The organism is Psychrobacillus sp. (assembly GCF_032154225.1).
In the GTDB taxonomy this organism is placed as follows: domain Bacteria; phylum Bacillota; class Bacilli; order Bacillales_A; family Planococcaceae; genus Psychrobacillus.
In genome coordinates, this window is record NZ_JALDYF010000001.1 from 559,021 (window position 1) to 578,971 (window position 19,951).

The window sequence follows — 19,951 nt, forward strand, 5'->3', positions numbered from 1 at the left end:
TCTTAGCCAGAGTTCCTCCATTCAGCAAATGTTTTACTGCTGAATAAAGTTATAGAATGGTGGATGGATCTAAATCAATCGTAAGGATAACTCCTTTTTTCATCCATTCCGTTCTATAAATTTTAATTAGTTGCTGTAGTTTTTCAATTAAAACTGGTTCTTTTTTGTATTTTATCAAACATTGATATCTATATCTATTTTGTATCTTACTAATTGCACTTGCAGTTGGTCCAACAACCATTGTTTCGGCCGATAAATTGCCTCTTAACCAGTCTGTAGCGAGCTTCGCATATTCAGATGCTAGCATGACATTTTCATGTGTCACTTGTACTAAAGTTAAATAATAAAAAGGTGGATACTCATACTGCTTTCGAATGAGCATTTCTTTATGATAAAAGGGTTCATACAATTGCGCTTTTGAAAGTTCAACTGCGTAATGCTCAGGTGTATATGTTTGTACATACACTTCCCCTTCTTTATCATGCCTTCCTGCTCTACCACTTACTTGCGTTAACAACTGAAAAGTCTTTTCAGCAGCTCGGAAATCTGCTAAATGCAACGTCGTATCTGCATTTAACACACCAACTAGCGTAATATTCGGGAAGTCCAAACCTTTTGCAATCATTTGAGTGCCGAGTAAAATATCTGCGTCCCCGTCCCCAAACTGCTTCAAAATACGTTCATGTGAACCCTTCGTTTTTGTCGTATCGACGTCCATTCGTAGCACTCTTGCATACGGAAAAAGTTTATCTATTTCTTCCTCTACTTTTTGAGTACCTGTTCCAAAAAATCGAATATGATCACTCATACATTCTGGACATTGTCTCGGAACCGGCTCTTCATGTCCACAATAATGGCATTTCAACTGTTCACCAGCTCGATGATACGTTAGAGAAATATCACATTGCTTACATTCCACTACCGTTCCACAATCCCGACATAAAACGAAAGAAGAAAATCCTCGCTTATTTAAAAACAGCACAATTTGCTCCTTTTTCTCTATCTTTTCTCTTACCGCATCTGCGAGATCCACGCTAAACATCGAACGATTACCGTTTTTTAGTTCAATACGCATATCCACTACATGCACAGTCGGCAAAGCCTGTTCTTTCGCACGCTGCCTCAATGTCAATAAAGAATAAACACCCTTAGAAGCGCGCGCATATGATTCAAGCGAAGGTGTTGCACTACCTAAAATGACCGGACATTTATGAAATGCACTTCTCCAAATAGCTACATCCCGTGCATGATACCTTGGGTTATCCTCTTGCTTATAAGTGGATTCATGCTCTTCATCTAAAATAATGACTCCTAGATTTTTAAACGGCGCAAAAATAGCAGACCTCGCTCCCACTACAACGCTAACTTCTCCACGCCATATTTTACGCCATTCGTCGTACTTTTCTCCGATTGATAAACCACTATGCAGTACAGCAACTTTATTGCCAAAACGCAATTTAAAGCGACGTGTCATTTGCGGTGTCAATGAAATTTCCGGTACGAGCATAATTGCTTGCTTGCCATCAGAAATAGCTTTTTCAATCGTATTTAAGTAGATCTCTGTCTTTCCACTTCCCGTAACTCCGTGAAGTAAAAAAGTGGTATTTTCAGCATTTTGTTGTGCTTGATCGATGGAAGCAAGTGCATATGTTTGTTCATCCGTAAGCTGGAATCTTTTATCTTTATCTTGATAATCTAAAGAAGTAATTTCTCGATATACTTCCTCTTGTTCTTTTTCTAATATATTTTTATCGATTAAAGCTTTTATCGTTGCATTACTAGACTTTGCGAATTCTATCAGCTCTTGCGATGTAAAAGATTGTTGCTCTTGCAAAAGAAGCCATTCGATTAGTTCCTTTTGCTTTACCGCTTGTTTTGTTAGGCTCTTTAATTGATTTACTATAAATTCTTTATCCGTTGCAATTGTATATTTAACAATCGTTTTTGCTTTTGCTTGTTGTTTAATAATCGTTTCTAATTGAACGCTACCTTCTATTAAATACTTTTTCATCAGACGCAGTAATCCTGACTTCTCGATAACATCATATGAAACAACGTCTTTTTTTCCGAAAACAGTTAAAAACTGCTCGTCGACAGCAGAAGGATCAATTAACTTAATATTTTTCTTATAAGAGGCACGTAAAGCTGCTGGAAGCATCACTTGCAGTGCATCAATTTCATAACAAAGTGTTTTATTCGTCAGCCATTTGGACAGCTCTAATAGCTCCTCTGTGACAACAGGCTCTACATCAATAATCGAAATAATTTCTTTTAGCTTAGATTCATCCAAGTCCGTTTGTTCTTTTACATTTGTAATAAAACCTTGCACTTTGCGATTTCCAAAAGGAACATGAACACGACTACCTCTTTCTACGAGCGTTTCCAATTCTTCCGGTACGATATAATCAAACGGTCGATCTATCGGATAAGCAGATACATCTACAATAACTTCTACTATCATTTTTTATCATCTGTTTCTAGTTTAATAATCGTTTGCAGCAATTGAATGGCAAGCTCCTTCTTACTCAAATGAGGGAAATGCTTTTCTACATTATTTTTGCCAACTAACGTAACCGCATTTGTATCTGTACCAAAGCCAGAACCTGCTTCTGTCACATCATTTGCAATAATATAATCTGCATTTTTCTTCGCTAATTTTCCTTTTGCATAATGAACAACATCATTCGTTTCTGCCGCAAAGCCGATTAATAATTGATGCGTCTTTTTTGACCCTAGATCAGCCAAAATATCCGTCGTCCGCTCTAGGGCAATACTTGCATCACCTGGTTGCTTTTTCATCTTTTGGGCATGTACATCTTTTGGGCGGTAATCTGCAACTGCCGCTGTTTTAATAACGATATTTGCCGTATCAAATTGCTCAAGCACTGCCTCATACATTTCTTGTGCACTTTCTACAGAAACAAGCTTTACATTCGAAGGTGCTTCGATGCTAACTGGGCCTGATATTAAAATCGTTTCCGCGCCAAGACTCGCTGCTGCAGAAGCCATTGCATAGCCCATTTTCCCGCTTGAAAAATTCGTCAAAAATCGCACTGGATCGATTCTTTCTCTAGTTGGCCCAGCTGTTACAACTACCTTTTGACCTTTAAGCGGAAGCTCTTTTGGTGAAAAATAATCTTCTACTAGCTGGACAATTTTCTCAGGCTCCTCTAAACGGCCTTTTCCGACATATCCGCATGCCAAAAAGCCTTCTGAAGGCTCAATGAATGAGTATCCGTCTTTATCTAACTGTGCAATATTGCGTTTAACCGCAGCATTTTCATACATATGTACATTCATAGCAGGTGCTATCCATACTTTTGCCGTTGTCGCAAGCAAAGTCGTTGTCACCATATCGTCTGCAATACCATGAGCTAACTTCCCAATTACGTTAGCTGTTGCCGGTGCAACAAGAACTAAATCTGCCCAATCTGCCAAGTTTATATGCGCAATAACGCTTGAATCTTTTTCATCAAATGTATCAAAAAAAACGTCATTTCTAGACATCGCTTGAAAACTTAATGGTTGAACAAATTCCATTGCAGACTTTGTCATAATTACTTTTACATTTGCACCAGCTTGCGTTAGCTTACTAACAAGCGCAACCGCTTTATATACAGCAATACCACCAGTCACACAAACAACAATTTTTTTGGAAGTCAACATGATAATTTCTCCTTTTCACAAGAAATGTGTACGCGCCTATAAATAGATTTTTCTCTCTAAACAACAACCTCCCAAAGAACTATTCATTCTTTGGGAGGCATTCGCTTCGAAAATATTATACTTCGTCCTCATAAAACGCATTTTCATGAGTTGATTCAATCGTAAGTTCGCCAGCAGCTACTTCCTCTAACGCTTTCCCAACTTGTTTTGCAGATACGTATGAAGTTAAACGCTCTCCGCCTTCTTCTTGTAATTGTCTTGCTCTCTTAGAAGCTACCGTCACTAGAGAGTATTTTGAATCAATTTTATTTTTTAATGAATCGACTGATGGATATAACATTTATAAATCCCCTTCCAACATGGCTAAATATCTTTTTTCTACACGTTCACGTCGACAATGCTCCGCAGCAACGATGGCATTTATTTTTGCACATGCATTTGCTACTTCATCATTTTCAACTACATAATCATATAAATGCATCATTTCTAGCTCTTGCCTTGCAGCTTGAATTCTAGAATTGATCACATCTTCTGTTTCCGTACCTCTACCGATTAGACGTTGTTCTAATGCAGATAAACTTGGAGGTGCTAAGAAAATATAAAGTGCTTCAGGAGCTTTTTCGCGCACGACTTGTGCTCCTTGTACTTCTATTTCTAAAAACACATCTCGACCGGAGTCAAGTGTTTCATTTACATAATCAATTGGTGTACCATAGTAATTTCCTACATAAGAGGCATATTCTAATAATTTCCCTTGATCGATTAACTGCTCAAACTCTTCCTTCTGTTTAAAGAAATAATCTACTCCATCTACTTCGCCTTCTCTAGGAAGTCTCGTTGTCATCGAAATAGAATACTCGTAATTAGTTCCAGGTTCTGAAAATAATTCTTTTCTCACTGTCCCTTTACCAACCCCAGATGGACCTGATAAAACGATCAATATACCTTTTTCTCTTCGCATAACGTCTCCTTCAGATACATTCATATTCCGTCTTCCAGTGCATGGAATAAAGTTTACATACTCAACTGATTATAACACAAGTTGCTGTTAAAATGATAAGATAATAAGAAAAGTGTAAGACAATACAACTAGATTTAAAAATAATGTTTTGAAAGAGGATATATTATGGCTTTTGATGGTTTATTTACAATATCAATGACAACTGAATTACAACAATTAGTATCTGGACGTATTTCTAAAATACATCAACCAAATGCGCAAGAAATATTAATGCAAATTCGTGCGAATGGACAAAACTTTAAATTACTTTTCTCTGTCCATTCCTCTTATTCTCGCGTTCAAATTACGAATGAAACAATCGACAATCCAGCAACACCACCTATGTTTTGTATGGTTTTACGAAAGCATTTAGAAGGTGGCATCATCACATCGATCAAGCAGCACGAAACAGATCGACTAATTATTTTCCAAATTCAAAGTAAAAACGAAATTGGCGATGACATGGCTAGAGAAATTCATATGGAAGTAATGGGTCGGCATAGTAATTTACTTTTAATAGACCCTGTACGTAACATCATTCTCGAAAGTATTAAGCATTTATCACCTTCGATGAATAGCTACAGAACTATTTTGCCTGGTCAGCCATATATTGCACCACCAGCTCAAGATAAGCTTGCACCATTTCCTTTTACAGACGAGCTTTCAAACGTATTAAATCAAGCTGAAAATGCAAAAAATATTTTAAATCAAGTCGCTGGATTTTCACCACTCCATGCAGAAGAATTATTTTTCCGATTTACTCTTTCTAATAATCGACTAGAAACGTATAAATCATACATTTCCGAATTCCAGCAAGGAGGGGCAAGTAAACAAATAGTCGAAATTAATGGAAAAACCGTTTACTCACCGAATGCTTTAACACATTTAGAAGGAACAAAATATCCAGAAAACTCCCTTGGTGACTTGCTCGATCGTGTGTATTTCGCAAAAGCGGAGCGCGACCGCGTCAAACAACAAGCAGGAGATTTAGAAAAATGGCTTCAAAACGAATTAAACAAATTAAAACTAAAAATGAAAAAACTCCAAAAAGATTTTGAACAGGCGGAGAAATTAGATACATTCCAATTATACGGAGAGTTATTAATGGCCAATTCCTATGCAATCGAAAAAGGGTTAAAAGAAGTCGAAGTTTTAAACTATTACAATGAAGAAACAGTTGTCATTCCATTAGACAATCGAAAGACAGCATCTCAAAATGCACAAGCATATTACAATCGCTACACAAAAGCAAAAACTGCACTACTAAAAATTGAACAACAATTCGAAATAACAAAAGAAGATATTTCTTACTTCGAGCTACTATTGCAACAAGTGATGCAAGCATCTCCAACTGACATCGAAGAAATTCGAGAAGAACTAATCGAACAAGGCCTATTAAAGGCACGCGCTTCGAAAAAGAAGAAAAAACCAACGAAGCCAACACCTGAAAAATTCATCTCTTCAGATGGCACAGAAATTTCAGTTGGCAAAAATAATAAACAAAATGATTTTGTTACATTTAAGCTAGCCAAAAAATCCGACACATGGTTACATACAAAAGATATTCCGGGCTCACATGTCGTTATACATTCCGACACCCCTTCTGATGAGACATTACTAGAAGCAGCTAATCTTTCCGCTTACTTTAGTAAAGCGCGCGAATCTGCTTCTGTGCCGGTAGATTATACGGTCATTAAACAAGTGAAAAAGCCAAGTGGCGCAAAGCCAGGGTTTGTTATTTATTTTGAGCAAACAACTGTGTTTGTTACTCCGGATGAAGAGAAAGTTCGGTTGATGAAGAGGGGCTAAGTTTTAAAATTTTTTTCAAAAAACAGTTCGCTCAATAAAGTCTGGGCGCACTGTTTTTTTGTATTCAAGATGGGGCAAATCCCCACATAGGTGAATAGCATACATAATGAAAATATTTCTTTATAAAGGAGGAATAAGTATGATTCACTTTCAACATTTTCAAGGGACCGTCACCATGATTAGTGACTTCAACATAAATTCTACTGGCGAAGACAAAGGCTGCTATTCATTAATATCTGTAGATAATGGTCTTGGGGCTTCAGTAAATTTTGTTGTGTCACCCACTACTTATTTTGTTGATCAAGCGATGGTAGCAATTGGAGACAAAATAACAGGTTATTATGACGGAAATGCTCCAGTTCCACTTATATTCCCACCACAGTATCGGGCACTTATCATAGTTAAAGATAATCCCTATCAGAATGTAAAGGTGGACTACTTTAACTATCAATTAGAGAGTAGTGATGGGCAATTAAAATTAAATCTTTCTCCATTTACACAAATTTTATTGCCAAATGGGCAACTCTTTAGACAAAACCCCGCAAACCGAAACCTCATTGTAATTTTCGGTGCTACAACAAGAAGCATACCCGCTCAAACTACACCATCTAAAATAATCGTTTGGTGTTAATAATTACGAAAAAAGTCGCTGTGCTACCAAATATAGTAGCACAGCGACTTTTTGTTCATCGTATATTAATTTCGGATTAAGTGATCGAATGCACCCAAAGCTGCAGTTGCACCTGAGCCCATCGAAATAATGATTTGCTTGTATGCACTATTCGTACAATCTCCTGCTGCAAACACTCCTGGTATATTCGTTGCACCATGATTATTTACAACAATCTCACCTACCGGAGTACGTTCAATTGTTTCGCCTAACCAATCGGTATTTGGTACAAGACCAATTTGAACAAATACACCTTGCAATTCAACATGCTGAACCGCTCCTGTATCACGTTCAGTGTAAGAAATGCCGTTAACTTTATCCGTACCGGTAATTTCTTTTGTTTGAGCGTTCTTTACAACAGTTACGTTAGCAAGACTGTAAAGACGTTCTTGTAAAACAGCATCTGCTTTCAATTCTGCATTATATTCAAGAACAGTTACATGTTTCACAATACCTGCCAGATCAATAGCTGCCTCAACACCAGAATTACCTCCACCAATAACGGCTACGTGTTTTCCTGCGAATAATGGACCATCACAATGAGGACAGTATGCTACACCTTTGTTTTTGAATTCTGCTTCACCTGGTACTCCAACATTGCGCCAACGAGCACCTGTTGAAACGATTACGGTCTTGCTCTTTAAAACAGCACCGTTTTCTAGTTCAAGTTCAATGAATTCCTTCTTTTCCAAACGCTTTGCACGCTGTAAATTCATCACGTCAACGCCGTACTCTTTCACATGTTCTTCAAGGCTTGCTACAAGCTTTGGACCTTCTGTATGTTTTACACTAATAAAGTTTTCAATACCCATAGTATCCATAACTTGACCGCCAAAACGTTCCGCAACAAGACCTGTACGAATACCTTTACGCGCCGCATAAATCGCTGCACTTGCACCAGCTGGACCACCGCCAATAACAAGAACATCGTATGGATCTTTATTAGCAAGCTCTGATGAATCTGGACCATTACCCATTTTGGCAAGAATCTCTTCAAGAGTCATACGACCACTTGCTAAAGACTCACCATTTAAGTAAACAGACGGTACTGCCATGATGTCTTTGCTTTCCACTTCTTCTTTAAAAGCTCCACCATCAATCATCGTATGTGTAATACCATCATTAAGAATGCTCATTAAGTTCAGTGCTTGTACAACATCAGGACAGTTGTGGCAACTCAGGCTTATGTATGATTCAAAATGATACTCGCCCTTAATGTTTTTTATTTGATCGATTACACTTTGATCAACCTTTGGAGCTCTTCCACTTACCTGTAGCAAAGCCAATACTAATGAAGTAAATTCATGTCCTAAGGGGATACCCGCAAAAGTTACACCGGTATCTTCGCCGACACGATTCACACTAAAACTTGGCGTTCTTTGCAGTTGCGTTTTTTCTACTTTAATTTTGGATGACATAGTAGCTAATTCATCCACTAGATTTAGCATGTCATTAGATACGGCATCCGATCCCGCACTAACTTTGAGTAGCACTTCGCCCTCCATTAGTTCAAGGTATTGGGCTAATTGTGCTTTAATATCTGCATCTAATATCATTTAAACCCGCTCCTTAAATTTTACCTACAAGATCAAGGCTTGGCTTAAGTGTTGTCGCGCCTTCTTGCCATTTAGCTGGGCAAACTTCACCGGGATTGTTACGAACATATTGTGCAGCCTTCACTTTGTTTACAAGGATGCTTGCATCACGGCCAATACCACCTGCATTAATTTCAACTGCTTGGATAATACCGTCTGGATCAATGATAAATGTTCCACGAGCAGCAAGACCATCTTCTTCAACTAGTACTTGGAAGTTTCTTGAGATATTTAAAGTAGGATCACCAATCATAATATATTCAATTTTACCGATCGTTTCTGAACTATCATGCCATGCTTTATGTGTGAAATGAGTATCTGTTGAAACTGAGTACACTTCAACTCCAAGATTTTTTAAAGTCGCGTATTGATTTTGTAAATCTTCAAGTTCAGTTGGACATACAAATGTAAAGTCTGCTGGATAAAAACAAACAATACTCCATTTACCTTTTAAATTTTCTTCATTAACCTCGATGAATTCTCCATTATGGAAAGCTGATGCTTTGAACGGTTTTACTTCTGTTCCAATTAATAACATGATGAAATTCCTCCTCTGATGTACGTTTCAAGAATTACAAACTATAATAATTCTAATTCAATATTAATTATTGTATAAAAACTGCCCTTTTGTCAATAAAAAAAGCCTCTATTTACTTATAAATTGACTAGTCACGATAAAAAAAGACATATTTAAACACACTTAATTTTCTCAATTATCTAACTACTTTCGATAACGAGGTTTAATTATTTGGATGCAATTTTACTTTTCTTGTACCGCTACTTATTTTAACCCTAAAAAATATACGTATTCCTATTCTAAAAAATATAAAAAAGTTGTTCTTTGTTTTTAAAATAACAAAGAACAACTTTTATAAATACAGAAATTATCGATACACTGGCCAATTCGGATTTGGTACGTACCAATAATACTGCAAGTTAGGATCAGGATAAAACTTTTGATGATGGGATGTTGTTTCAAAATTACTTGCAATCGTAAATGATATAACTTTACACAGGCACCAATGACTTGCGTCCAACTTCCGATTAATGATAATCGTTCTCCTTATGTTTCTAATATTTTCGTTAAAATACACTACCAGCTGCATCAAGAAATGATCCTAATGCGAACAAGACATTTCCAGTCACTTCCAATTATTTATCGGTGAACTTCCTTCAGCAGCACCCATAGCCTCATAAATCGCTCCAAGACCTTGGATTCCACTCCCAACTGCATTTAATCCTGCTCCTTCTTCCTTTGAAATGTTCATTTCAATATTCGTTGCAACAGTGTTTGTAATATTTCCAACAGTTTGAAGCCAAGCTCCTGTAATGGTATTAATTTGGAATTGCTCTCTTTCTTCGAGAAATAACTTTTCATTTCCCAAAGCCTGAAGACTATTACCAAAAGCTTCAACCATATTTCCTTGGGCAACTAACTTTGATCCCTTTGGACTTTCAGTCGTAGTTACTTTCGTTTGTCCTACAGCGGCGATAGCCGTGCCAATTAAAACTACCCATGCGCCAGAATAAATGAGCTCTTCCCCATATATCCTCACAGCACCCCACCGTTCCATTAAAGAAGATACGATATCTTATTCATGAATATATTATATTGGTGCTTTAATTAGCTTGAAAGAAATCCTCCATGTAAGATTGCTCTAGTTAATTTAATAAAAAAGACCATTCTTTGTTGTAAAAACAACTCGAATGGTCCATTTCTTTATATCTGAATTAAAACGCAGGAATTGCAGTTTCATCGTAATTTTTTTCTAAAAACTCGCGTACTTCGGGACTCGTCATAGCTTCAGCTAGTTTTTGAATTGCCTCTGATTCAGCATTATCTTTACGAGCTACTAAAGTAATCGCAAAATCATTTTCTGCTCCTTCAGTTAGGAGTGCATCACTTTTTGGCGTTAGTCCAAGCGGTGCTGCATAAGCAGGTGTTATGATTACTGCATCAGCCTCATCATACATTCTCGCTAGCATTAACAAATCTACTTCTTCAAATCTAAAGTTTTTCGGATTATCCACCACATCCGCTTGTGTATAATAGGCACCCGTTTTCTCTTGTAAAGTAATGACATTATGTTGAGCTAACAATGCTAATGAACGATCTATATTTGAAACATCATTCGCAATGGCGATAACAGCACCTTCTGGTAAATCGTCTATCGCATTAAATTCTTTTGAATATACTCCATAATTCGCAAAATATATAGGTACTATAGGAACTAATTCCGCTTTATTATTGCTATTGAATTGCTTCATATACGGAACATGTTGAAAGAAGTTTGCATCTACCTCTTTTGCCGCAAGGGCACTGTTAGGTTGAACATTATCACTTAATACAACAATATCAAGATTAATCCCTTCCTCTGCTAATTTCGGTTTAATTAGCTCAAGAATTTCAGTCATCGGGGGAATTAACGATGCTACTTTCAATGTTACTTCTTTATCATTTTTTTGAACATTTTCTGTTTCTTTCTTTTGTCCACAACCAGCTAAAATCAATAGTAACATCGTAATTAGAATAAATATTTTTTTCATTTTTTTCACTCCTATTTATCTTTTATCACTTATTCTTGATACAGTTGTTCCAATAAATTGGATGAGCTGTACAAGTATGACCATGATAATAATCATGTATATCATTAAGTCTGTTTTAAATTGTTGATACCCGTACCGAATGGCAAAGTCTCCTATACCACCTCCTCCGACAACTCCCATAATCGTCGAATAGGAAATGAAACTAATAATCGATGTAGTTAATCCGAGAATTAGCCCCGACCGAGCTTCCACATAAAGAAATTTCAAAATAACCTCTTTAACAGATGCCCCCATTGAAACAGCTGCCTCCAATACCCCTTTTGGCACGTCCAATAAAGATTGTTCGACCAGTCGAGAATAATGCGCAATGGCAATTATAGATAACGGGACCGTTGCGGCTGCTGTGCCAATGGCAGTCCCGATGATTAACCTCGTAAATGGGATTAAAAAAACGACTAATAATAAAAACGGAAAAGAACGTATAACATTCACAAATAAATTTAATATCGAAAAAACAAACCTGTTCTCAAGTATTTGTCCTTTCCTGCAAAGGAAAAGTAACGTCCCAACTGGAAGTCCTAATAGTATGGCAGCTAAAATAGCAACACCAACCATAGTAAAAGTTTCTCCGATGGATATCCAAATTTCTGCTTCATATTGAACTAATATCTCAGGCATCGTCCAATACACCATCCTTTGTTAATTGTTCTACAAAGTACTTTGGACTATTATCTATATTTTGAATCCTTTTAGGTTCAATTAATATAGTGTCATAGATTTCTCCATCTGCCATAACAGTTACGCGATTACATATACTTTTAATCACTTCCATCTCATGGCTGACAATGATAATTGTAACACCGAAGCTTCTACTTATATTTTCGAGTACATCTAATATTTCGGCAGTTGTATTAGGATCGAGAGAAGAAGTTGGTTCATCACATAACAAAACTTGCGGATTATTTGCTAATGCCCTCGCTATTGCAACACGCTGTTTTTGTCCCCCACTTAATTGTGCTGGATATTTTTCTATAAAACTCTCCAATCCAACAAATCGAAGACACTCCATTACTCGACTCCGACGTACTTTCTTCGGAAATTTTGCTAATTCTAGAGATACAACTACATTGTCGTAAACTGTTTTATTCGCAACTAAATTAAAATGTTGAAAAATCATCCCTATTGATTTACGTGCCTGTCGAAGTTCTTTGGTACTCAAACTTGTTAACTTTTGACCATTCACTTCCACTTCACCATCATCTGGGATTTCCAACAAATTCATTAGCCGCAGCAAGGTTGATTTACCTGCCCCACTGGCTCCAATAATCCCATGAATCTCCCCCTTTTTTATCGATAAAGAGATAGATTTAATGGCTTGATACTGTGAAAAGTTTTTACTGACATTATGTAAATTAATCATAAAAAAACCCCTTTCTAGTAGTTGAAGGGTGCTTACAATGTTTATAATTATAGACTAATACTCAAGTACTGTCATTTTAGCAGATAATTTCGTCAATAAAGAATCTAAACATCAAGTTTTCTAATCTAGCTACTATGTCCAAGTTCATTTATTCATTTTCCATATACTAAAAAAAGGAGGTGAGAAAGTGAATAAAGATAAAGTAAGAATAGCATCGGCACACCAAGAGTGTATTGATCGTGCTTATCGTTTCCCCATATTTTTAAGTACGACAACTCATTTAAATGAAAACCAACAACGGTTTCTAAACCGTCTAATTTTAGAGATTGAGAATGCATTGCTTTTTCCACGTACATTACCTTTAAGCGAAAGTTATCCCGAATCGATTTTAACTGATATTCGTCGATTAGTTTCATCTAGTTATGGAATGTTGGCAGTAAATTTTCGTCGTTTTAAAATTCAGACGGTTGACGTTAATGTTGGTCCCACTCCACCATCCACTCCGTTCTGGATAGGTTCCGTTTATTCACAAGTAGAACCTTCCATGGCTTTTCAATTTGGTCTCCCCTTGTTATTAGTAAGGGAAGAAGATACTGACACAAATAATGGGATTTGGGCAGGAGGAATTGCTCCACTCAACCTATTTATAGTTTGGCATTCCGAAACTCAAACGGTTGATCAATTTTTTAACACTCCGGAATGGAGATCTGCCTTTGCAAATTGGAGTGCTCAAGTAAGAAATGCTTTTTACATCCAGACAGAACCAACGTTCAAGTACAAATGTGATTGAGAAACTCCATAATAAAAAGCAGGGAATCAGCTCGTGGTTTCCCTACTTTTTGTTGTTACATTGGAGCTGCTGAAGAAGCAGCCGCTTGGTCAGCCTTCACACAATCAATTGCGACAACAAACGCAATAATAATAGCTTCCATTTCCTCATTCAATATTTGAACCTTGTAACTGTCGCCCCAAGTGAACCACTCCTTGCTCACCTTACCAATGACCACACCATGCTGAAGAACTTGAAAATTCATATCCCACCAATTACCCTGTACTTCAATGTCTGCCGCATCAATCGTATAGCGTGCTTTAAAGAAAGAAAACTCCTTTTTAATCGTTAACACTTCTTGACCATTTACCTCAATAAAAAACTTCGGTAAAAAACTAAACACCTTTTTTGTAATCAGCGCGACTTCATCTCTAGTTGTATTCATGATGGTGAAAGTCTTTGGAATTTGCATAAAACTTCCTTCTACGTAATAAACATCGTTCTCCTGCTGATCTTTTACTGTAAACTTGCCACTTAAACTGAATACTTTCTGCTTTATATAAAGTTGCTTCATACTATGCCTCCTTTGATATAGCATATTTCTATTGCGCAGATTCCACTCTATATATGTTCAACGCATTATATTGAAATACCTTCTAAACGCCAAAAGTATGCAAACAATAAAGACGTTTACATACTTTGACGGTAAGTTTACTATTTAGTTTGAATCAGTTTCATTATTAAAGTTATTGCTTCCGCTCTCGTTATTGTCTCATCGGATGCAAATAAATTACCGTTACTTCCATTTACAATCCCTAATTCTATCATAGTAGCTGCTGAATCTCTATCTATTCCAGCAGCTCTAGCGATCAAGACTTCCAACTCCAGACGGGACATACTTGCACTTGGCCGGAAGGTTTTATACCTATAGCCTCGTGTGATTTCCGTTTCTAATATTTGCGCATTCATCCACATAGCCATGAATTCAGCGCGCGTCACCTTTGCATCTGGTCTAAACGTTCCATCGGTATAGCCCTTGGCGATACCATCGCTCAACGCTTTCTTAATAGTAGCCTCCGCCCAATGTCCGGAAATATCGCTAAATCGAGCTTTTTGTGTCGATCCACCTGAATTTCCAGATGGTACAGAAGGACCCGATGGTATACGCTTGGCAACCAGACCCGCATCAATCGTCTCATTTCTCCATGATTGTTGCCCAATAACAATGGCATCTGTCATTCCAGTGCCATCAATCTTATTAGAATCATTCTCAGACGTTGCTGCTTCTGACTTCGTAAATTTGTAATCCTTTGGAACAATAAACTGCACGAAATAAGTTCCTTGTGGCAAACCTTTAAACGCATAGTAACCCGACTGTCCTGCATTATCTGTAGTTGTCGTTTGCTTCGCTAATTGCTTTGCAGAGTCATACAGTTTTACATCGATTCCGTTAATACCAGACTCTCCCGCATCCTGAATACCATCTTCATTCGTATCTATCCATACGTAATTGCCGATTGTACCTAATGGAACCATCCCCACGTCAATCGTCTCATTTCTCCATGACTGAGGCCCAATAATAATGGCATCCGTCATTCCATTTCCATCAATCTTATTAGAATCGTTCTCAGGTGTCGCTGCTTCGGACTTCGTAAATTTGTAGTCTGTTGGAACAGTAAACTGTACGTAATAGGTTCCTTGCGGCAAACCTTCGAATCTATAGTAACCCGAACTATCCGTAGTCGTTGTCTTAATGGCATTTTTTCCAGAGTCATACAGCTTTACATTAACGCCACCAATACCTGGTTCTCCCGCATCCTGGATTCCATTTTTATTCGCATCAATCCATACGTAATTGCCGATTTTTCCTGGAAGTTGAACCATCCCAACGTCAACCATCTCTTTCTCTTCCCCAGCACTAACAACAATGGCATCCGTCATTCCATTGCTATCTGTCTTAGTTGAATCAAAAGCAGAACTATCTGGATTTTCATTTAATACTTTCGTAAATCTGTATCCAGTTGGAACAATAAACTGTAGGTAATAGGTTCCTTGCGGCAAACCTACGAACTTATAGTAACCAGAATGTCCAGCATTATCTTTCGTTTTCGTTTGCGCAATGAATTGTTTTACAGAGTTATACAGTTTTACATCGACGTCGTTAATCCCCCGCTCTCCATCATCCTGATTACCATCTTCATTCGTATCAATCCATACGTAATTTCCGATTGAACTACTGTTAGGATCAGTATTGATCGTCACAATAGCAGATGATGTAGTCATTTCATTGGTATCAACCACTGTAACAGAGGCAGTATTTGTTGTTTGTACTGCATTATTTACTCCTGTAGGCCTAGCCTTGACCTCAATGTCAAACTGACCTGCTGTTCCAGATGTCAACATCTCAGGTCCAAATGTAAGTGTCTGTCCATTACGAAACGTCCAGTCTCCTTCTAGGATTTCAAATTGTGAAGGAATCGTATCAACAATTGTTATTTCTTGACCGTTTCGTGAGGAGTCAACAACACTATATGCAATCGAATAGGTGAATGTCTCTCCTACATTGACTACACTTTTACTAGAGGTTTTCTCAAATGTTAACCCTGGAATTGACGTAGCCGCCTGAATAGGTGCAGCTAAGGACGGCAGTAACAACTGTAGCACCATTAATCCTACAAGAAAAATTGAAATTCTATTGTTCATTAAACGCTTCTCCATTCAAAAATCCACCACCCATCTTTGATATTTATTTTTGTAATCATAAATACAAAACGAAGTAAATATTATCTAAAGTAATTTACTTTCACCATTAGTATTACGAGCATATCAATATTTTGTCAAAAAAAACCAATTCCGCATCCTGTCAGGTTCAATTAATCTAGTAGACTATGGATAAGAATGTTATTGAAAAGCTACGTAATGATTACACCTAAACTTTGATTATAAAGGTTCTGCTTAATTTGCAATACTGAGGAATGTTAATAGTCTAAATTTTTTTACTACTGACAAACGTTAATAGTCTAAATTTTTTTACTACCGACAAATGTTAATAGTCTACATAAAAATAACCGATGTTCCCAGAGAATAATTCACATTCCGGGAACATCGGTTATCTACTTGGATAATAAAAACACCAAAATGGCTAGCTATTTGATAAAACATTATCGTATTTAAAATTGCATTTTCATGTTCAGTAACTGCTCTACCTAAGTGTGCTGATCCAATTGTAGTTTTACTAAAAACTTTCTGATGTTTTATCTTTTAATTTTCATTGTCTATGCACGTACCGTAATTGGTGCAAAGATTGCCACAATAACAGCGGCTCCAATGAGTGAAGCGAACATATCCCAGATTTCTCATCTCTCCACCACTTCCAGATCAAAATTCATGTGAAAAAAAAGGTTTTTTGTGTTGCACCTTTCCCCTCACTTAATATTCCACCAATTATTGATATCCTCCATTAATACAGGAATTCTCTTTATCTTTAATCGGGTGGTTTATCTGAACCAGATATCTTTCATAATAAGCCCTTAATTTTATTGACGATATTAGTTGGCATTTTAAAATTAAATGTTCTATTTACACTTACTAATTTTACTGTTTTTTGAACAGCCCTATAGCTTTTCCTAAATAATTTTCTATTTTCTACAACATCAATAATGACCGCTTCTAAAAATGCAATACTACCTACTATTAAAAGAATAATAAATGCGATCATATTGTAAATGACTTCGCTGGAAATTAGATTATAAGAAATATTGTTTAAATTGATATAAAAGAAAAGCACACCAATAGCAAATGAAAACACAGGGATATATTTCATAAAGCTATTGGACACCTTTTTTGCTAAATAGAAGGTAATACAAGCCATTAATCCCATTAAGATTAAACACACAATTACGGCAATCTTAAAGCTCATTTGTACACCTCTTTCATTTTAAATTGTAATGTTATTAGCTCATCGGGTGATTTTTATTCATACATTACTATATTCGTTCATTTTGAAATAAACACTTCAACATATAGAAAATTAACCTCGGTCAATAGAAGTACATTAAATAACTGGATTTTAATCCCTCAGCGCTAAATATAATTCATTTTTACCCAACATAAGTAAAATTTAATCCTAATTCACATCATAAGGACATCACTTTATTTAGCTGCATCTTTCTATCCAAAATTCAGGACTCATAGTACTCCTTGCCATTTCATAAAATCTTGGAGGTCTCAATGAAGGAGAGAAACGAATGGATAACTACTCTAATCACTTTGACATTTTTAAATGATTATTTACTATCCTTAACAAACCAGCAGGACATTCGCGGAATTCGAACATTCCCTTTATATCAACAAACTACATTATCCATCGTTCCAATGGTTAATCCTGATGACGTTGATTTAGTAATGACTGGACCTCCAGAAATTGAGTCCTGGAAAAACAGAGTACTCGAGTGGAATAATAGTAGCTTGGCCTTTTCAGGATGGAAAGCGAATATACGGGGTGTGGATTTGAATGATCAATTTCCTGCCAAATGGGACTTTGAAAGGGCTCGTAATCAAAAAAAGCCAGGGCCAAGAGATTATGGTGGCGAGGCCCATTGTCAGTACCCGAAGCTATTGCGATGGCAGACTTAACAAGGAAACGAGATTTTGCAAGAGTACTAGCTTTCCATACGCAAGTAGAAGTTATTTATTGGGGATTTGAAAACCTAGAACCACCTGAAACGAAAGTTCTTGTCACTTAGTTTAGTAGAGCCAGTGGATACGAGCCTATTCAATCAATTGAAAGCTATGCTGGTTATAAAGATTGGTTTATACAGGACTGGCGAAGACCTAGATTTACCGTAGAACTTGGTAGAGGAACGAATCTGCTACCGCTCACTCAATTTGATGAAATATATGAAAAAACATTAGGTATTTATTTGGCAGCTTTATATTTACCGTAATGTGGCTGAAATAAAGATATCCTTTGTAAGGTATTAGGTTTTCACTTGGAGTAAGTGATCGATATCCTATCAAATTTGTATTCGGACGTACCAATAGTACACCAAATTAGGATCCGAATAAACGGTTGCATTACATGAATTCGTTTCAATATTTTTTGCAATCGTAAATGCAAGAACTTCTGCACAAGCACCAAGAACTTGCTTCCTACTACCGATATATGATAATCTCTCTCCTGATGTATCCAATTTTTTCTCTACAAATATACTACCAGTTGCGTCAATAAATGATCCCAATGGAAATAAACCGTTTCCAGTTACCTCCAGACTTTTGATGGGTGAATTTCCTTCTATAACCTTACTGCCTCATAACCGCTCCAAAACCTTGGATCCCACTCCCAACTGCATTTAATTTTGCTCCTTCTTCCTTTGAAGTGTTCATATCAATATCCGTTGCAACTGTATTTGTTATGTTCCCAGCAACTTGAAAGCTATTACCAAAATCTTCGATGGCATTTCCTTGAGGAACTAACTCCAATCCCTTAGTGCTTCCATGATCATTTCGAAGCCACATTCTTTTCACATAATTCCTCCCTTTCTGGTAAAACTAATCGACAAAGGAGTGAAGATAAGTGGCAAATAGAAACAAAATATTGGTACCATCTGCTCGTGAAGAATTAGACAAACTAAAAACTCGAGTTATGAAAGACATGGGTTATGATGTAGATAATAAGAAACCTGGAAATGTAAAGTACGAAATTGCAAATGAATTAGATATTCCACTGAAAAAGGGGTATAACGGACAGCTTACATCTGAGCAGGCGGGCAAAATAGGTGGACCGATTGGTGGTAACATGGTTAAAGAATTAGTAAGAATGGCACAAGAACAAATGCTCAAAAAATGAACTAGCCACTGATCCTAATTAATGGATCAGCGGCTAGTTTTTTAACACTTATTCCTGTTTACTTTTTCCCGAATTTTGCAATAATTTCAGCTTATTATTTAGTATATTTGCTTGCGATAAAGCCTGCTCATCCTTTAGGATATCACCAGGTCGACCTGCTTCACCTATTATAAAAGAAGAAAAATGCATATTTAAAAAATCGAACGTATATTGGAATTGTTGTATAAGCGGCATACCTTTTATTCTTGGTTTGTCACCACCTACAGCTATAACAATTGTTTCTATTGTTTTTAATCGTTCTTTAAACTGTGGGTACCTTTCATCACGAATAGCATGACTAAATCGGTCAACCATATTTTTCATTATTCCTGACATACTATACCAATATATTGGTGTAGCAAAGACGATAATATCGTTTTCAAGAAATATTTTTATGATTTGATCATAATCATCCTCCACTATTTGAAATCCACCTTCTGAATGACGTAAGTCTTCAATTGGTCGAATGGACAATTCCTTGAGATATATCTTTTGATGCTTTATACCTTCCATTGCTATATCCGTGAGTAATTCAGTATTCCCATTTGTTCTTGTGCTTCCAATTAATGTAGCAATTTTCATTTTATC

General features: G+C 36.7%; 20 protein-coding genes and 1 pseudogene. 5 read left to right on the plus strand and 16 right to left on the minus strand.

Features of this window, described 5'->3' with window-relative positions; genetic code table 11:
• Positions 1-49: 49 nt before the first annotated feature.
• The 4 genes from priA to gmk all read right to left on the minus strand — a co-directional run bounded on the left by priA (position 50) and on the right by gmk (position 4,627).
• Positions 50-2,461 carry a primosomal protein N' gene (gene priA / locus RUH95_RS02915; RefSeq protein WP_313891315.1) on the minus strand — a complete coding sequence of 804 codons (2,412 nt, stop codon included), beginning with the start codon at positions 2,459-2,461 and terminating at the stop codon, positions 50-52.
• Positions 2,458-3,666, minus strand: coding sequence for a bifunctional phosphopantothenoylcysteine decarboxylase/phosphopantothenate--cysteine ligase CoaBC (coaBC, locus tag RUH95_RS02920; RefSeq protein ID WP_313891316.1), 1,209 nt, complete (start codon positions 3,664-3,666; stop codon positions 2,458-2,460). Before coaBC ends, priA begins: the two co-directional genes overlap by 4 nt.
• A 115-nt stretch (positions 3,667-3,781) precedes the next feature.
• Positions 3,782-4,006 (minus strand): DNA-directed RNA polymerase subunit omega, encoded by a 225-nt coding sequence (rpoZ, locus tag RUH95_RS02925; RefSeq protein WP_313891317.1) that lies wholly within the window; start codon positions 4,004-4,006, stop codon positions 3,782-3,784.
• A complete protein-coding gene (gene gmk / locus RUH95_RS02930; protein WP_313891517.1) occupies positions 4,007-4,627 on the minus strand; it encodes a guanylate kinase in 621 nt (206 codons plus the stop codon). It abuts the gene before it with no gap.
• A 165-nt stretch (positions 4,628-4,792) separates the two neighbouring features.
• On the opposite strand from gmk, the gene RUH95_RS02935 reads away from it, so the two are divergent.
• Both RUH95_RS02935 and RUH95_RS02940 read left to right on the plus strand, forming a co-directional pair.
• On the plus strand, positions 4,793-6,475 hold the full coding sequence (locus tag RUH95_RS02935) for an Rqc2 family fibronectin-binding protein (protein ID WP_313891318.1): 1,683 nt from the start codon (positions 4,793-4,795) through the stop codon (positions 6,473-6,475).
• Positions 6,476-6,614: 139 nt separating this feature from the next.
• On the plus strand, positions 6,615-7,106 hold the full coding sequence (locus RUH95_RS02940) for a hypothetical protein (RefSeq protein ID WP_313891319.1): 492 nt from the start codon (positions 6,615-6,617) through the stop codon (positions 7,104-7,106).
• Positions 7,107-7,171: 65 nt separating this feature from the next.
• On the opposite strand, the gene ahpF is transcribed toward RUH95_RS02940, so the two are convergent.
• The 6 genes from ahpF to RUH95_RS02970 all read right to left on the minus strand — a co-directional run bounded on the left by ahpF (position 7,172) and on the right by RUH95_RS02970 (position 12,707).
• On the minus strand, positions 7,172-8,701 hold the full coding sequence (gene ahpF, locus RUH95_RS02945; protein ID WP_313891320.1) for an alkyl hydroperoxide reductase subunit F: 1,530 nt from the start codon (positions 8,699-8,701) through the stop codon (positions 7,172-7,174).
• Positions 8,702-8,714: 13 nt separating this feature from the next.
• Entirely contained in the window at positions 8,715-9,278 is a 564-nt protein-coding gene (ahpC, locus tag RUH95_RS02950; RefSeq protein WP_313891321.1) for an alkyl hydroperoxide reductase subunit C, read from the minus strand.
• Positions 9,279-9,882: 604 nt separating this feature from the next.
• Entirely contained in the window at positions 9,883-10,296 is a 414-nt protein-coding gene (locus tag RUH95_RS02955; protein WP_313891322.1) for a DUF6944 family repetitive protein, read from the minus strand.
• 175 nt (positions 10,297-10,471) lie between these two features.
• The gene (locus RUH95_RS02960; protein ID WP_313891323.1) at positions 10,472-11,287 is read right to left on the minus strand and encodes a MetQ/NlpA family ABC transporter substrate-binding protein; all 816 of its coding nucleotides are present in this window, start codon (positions 11,285-11,287) and stop codon (positions 10,472-10,474) included.
• A 15-nt stretch (positions 11,288-11,302) separates the two neighbouring features.
• Positions 11,303-11,965: a methionine ABC transporter permease gene (locus tag RUH95_RS02965; RefSeq protein WP_313891324.1), complete on the minus strand. Its 663-nt coding sequence runs from the start codon at positions 11,963-11,965 to the stop codon at positions 11,303-11,305.
• Complete coding sequence (locus RUH95_RS02970; protein WP_313891325.1) at positions 11,958-12,707, minus strand: methionine ABC transporter ATP-binding protein; 750 nt, start codon at positions 12,705-12,707, stop codon at positions 11,958-11,960. Before RUH95_RS02970 ends, RUH95_RS02965 begins: the two co-directional genes overlap by 8 nt.
• 187 nt (positions 12,708-12,894) lie before the next feature.
• On the opposite strand from RUH95_RS02970, the gene RUH95_RS02975 reads away from it, so the two are divergent.
• Entirely contained in the window at positions 12,895-13,497 is a 603-nt protein-coding gene (locus tag RUH95_RS02975; RefSeq protein ID WP_313891326.1) for a hypothetical protein, read from the plus strand.
• A gap of 55 nt (positions 13,498-13,552) precedes the next feature.
• Here the strand turns inward: RUH95_RS02975 and RUH95_RS02980 are convergent, their stop codons facing one another.
• The 3 genes from RUH95_RS02980 to RUH95_RS02990 all read right to left on the minus strand — a co-directional run bounded on the left by RUH95_RS02980 (position 13,553) and on the right by RUH95_RS02990 (position 17,395).
• Positions 13,553-14,050 (minus strand): LURP-one-related/scramblase family protein, encoded by a 498-nt coding sequence (locus RUH95_RS02980; RefSeq protein WP_313891327.1) that lies wholly within the window; start codon positions 14,048-14,050, stop codon positions 13,553-13,555.
• 140 nt (positions 14,051-14,190) lie between these two features.
• Positions 14,191-16,179: an SdrD B-like domain-containing protein gene (locus RUH95_RS02985; RefSeq protein ID WP_313891328.1), complete on the minus strand. Its 1,989-nt coding sequence runs from the start codon at positions 16,177-16,179 to the stop codon at positions 14,191-14,193.
• A gap of 814 nt (positions 16,180-16,993) precedes the next feature.
• On the minus strand, positions 16,994-17,395 hold the full coding sequence (locus tag RUH95_RS02990; protein ID WP_313891329.1) for a hypothetical protein: 402 nt from the start codon (positions 17,393-17,395) through the stop codon (positions 16,994-16,996).
• A gap of 323 nt (positions 17,396-17,718) precedes the next feature.
• Between RUH95_RS02990 and RUH95_RS02995 the strand changes: the two are divergent.
• Positions 17,719-18,422 (plus strand): annotated as a pseudogene (locus RUH95_RS02995) (M14 family metallopeptidase); the annotation flags it as partial.
• 69 nt (positions 18,423-18,491) lie between these two features.
• Here the strand turns inward: RUH95_RS02995 and RUH95_RS03000 are convergent.
• Both RUH95_RS03000 and RUH95_RS03005 read right to left on the minus strand, forming a co-directional pair.
• Positions 18,492-18,716, minus strand: a complete 225-nt coding sequence (locus tag RUH95_RS03000) for a hypothetical protein (RefSeq protein WP_313891330.1) — start codon at positions 18,714-18,716, stop codon at positions 18,492-18,494.
• A 61-nt stretch (positions 18,717-18,777) separates the two neighbouring features.
• Positions 18,778-18,993, minus strand: a complete 216-nt coding sequence (locus RUH95_RS03005) for a DUF6944 family repetitive protein (protein ID WP_397469476.1) — start codon at positions 18,991-18,993, stop codon at positions 18,778-18,780.
• 58 nt (positions 18,994-19,051) lie between these two features.
• Between RUH95_RS03005 and RUH95_RS03010 the strand changes: the two genes are divergently transcribed.
• The gene (locus RUH95_RS03010; RefSeq protein ID WP_313891332.1) at positions 19,052-19,324 is read left to right on the plus strand and encodes an alpha/beta-type small acid-soluble spore protein; all 273 of its coding nucleotides are present in this window, start codon (positions 19,052-19,054) and stop codon (positions 19,322-19,324) included.
• 48 nt (positions 19,325-19,372) lie between these two features.
• Here the strand turns inward: RUH95_RS03010 and RUH95_RS03015 are convergent, their stop codons facing one another.
• Positions 19,373-19,945 (minus strand): flavodoxin family protein, encoded by a 573-nt coding sequence (locus RUH95_RS03015; RefSeq protein WP_313891333.1) that lies wholly within the window; start codon positions 19,943-19,945, stop codon positions 19,373-19,375.
• Positions 19,946-19,951: the final 6 nt, after the last annotated feature.

Excerpts from the sequence above, each read along its gene's own strand:
- priA (WP_313891315.1), bottom strand. The coding sequence starts at position 2,461 with ATGATAGTAGAAGTTATTGTAGATGTATCTGCTTATCCGATAGATCGA.
- coaBC (WP_313891316.1), bottom strand. The coding sequence starts at position 3,666 with ATGTTGACTTCCAAAAAAATTGTTGTTTGTGTGACTGGTGGTATTGCT.
- rpoZ (WP_313891317.1), bottom strand. The coding sequence starts at position 4,006 with ATGTTATATCCATCAGTCGATTCATTAAAAAATAAAATTGATTCAAAA.
- gmk (WP_313891517.1), bottom strand. The coding sequence starts at position 4,627 with ATGCGAAGAGAAAAAGGTATATTGATCGTTTTATCAGGTCCATCTGGG.
- RUH95_RS02935 (WP_313891318.1), top strand. The coding sequence starts at position 4,793 with ATGGCTTTTGATGGTTTATTTACAATATCAATGACAACTGAATTACAA.
- RUH95_RS02940 (WP_313891319.1), top strand. The coding sequence starts at position 6,615 with ATGATTCACTTTCAACATTTTCAAGGGACCGTCACCATGATTAGTGAC.
- ahpF (WP_313891320.1), bottom strand. The coding sequence starts at position 8,701 with ATGATATTAGATGCAGATATTAAAGCACAATTAGCCCAATACCTTGAA.
- ahpC (WP_313891321.1), bottom strand. The coding sequence starts at position 9,278 with ATGTTATTAATTGGAACAGAAGTAAAACCGTTCAAAGCATCAGCTTTC.
- RUH95_RS02960 (WP_313891323.1), bottom strand. The coding sequence starts at position 11,287 with ATGAAAAAAATATTTATTCTAATTACGATGTTACTATTGATTTTAGCT.
- RUH95_RS02965 (WP_313891324.1), bottom strand. The coding sequence starts at position 11,965 with ATGCCTGAGATATTAGTTCAATATGAAGCAGAAATTTGGATATCCATC.
- RUH95_RS02970 (WP_313891325.1), bottom strand. The coding sequence starts at position 12,707 with ATGATTAATTTACATAATGTCAGTAAAAACTTTTCACAGTATCAAGCC.
- RUH95_RS02980 (WP_313891327.1), bottom strand. The coding sequence starts at position 14,050 with ATGAAGCAACTTTATATAAAGCAGAAAGTATTCAGTTTAAGTGGCAAG.
- RUH95_RS02985 (WP_313891328.1), bottom strand. The coding sequence starts at position 16,179 with ATGAACAATAGAATTTCAATTTTTCTTGTAGGATTAATGGTGCTACAG.
- RUH95_RS02990 (WP_313891329.1), bottom strand. The coding sequence starts at position 17,395 with ATGAGCTTTAAGATTGCCGTAATTGTGTGTTTAATCTTAATGGGATTA.
- RUH95_RS03005 (WP_397469476.1), bottom strand. The coding sequence starts at position 18,993 with ATGTGGCTTCGAAATGATCATGGAAGCACTAAGGGATTGGAGTTAGTT.
- RUH95_RS03015 (WP_313891333.1), bottom strand. The coding sequence starts at position 19,945 with ATGAAAATTGCTACATTAATTGGAAGCACAAGAACAAATGGGAATACT.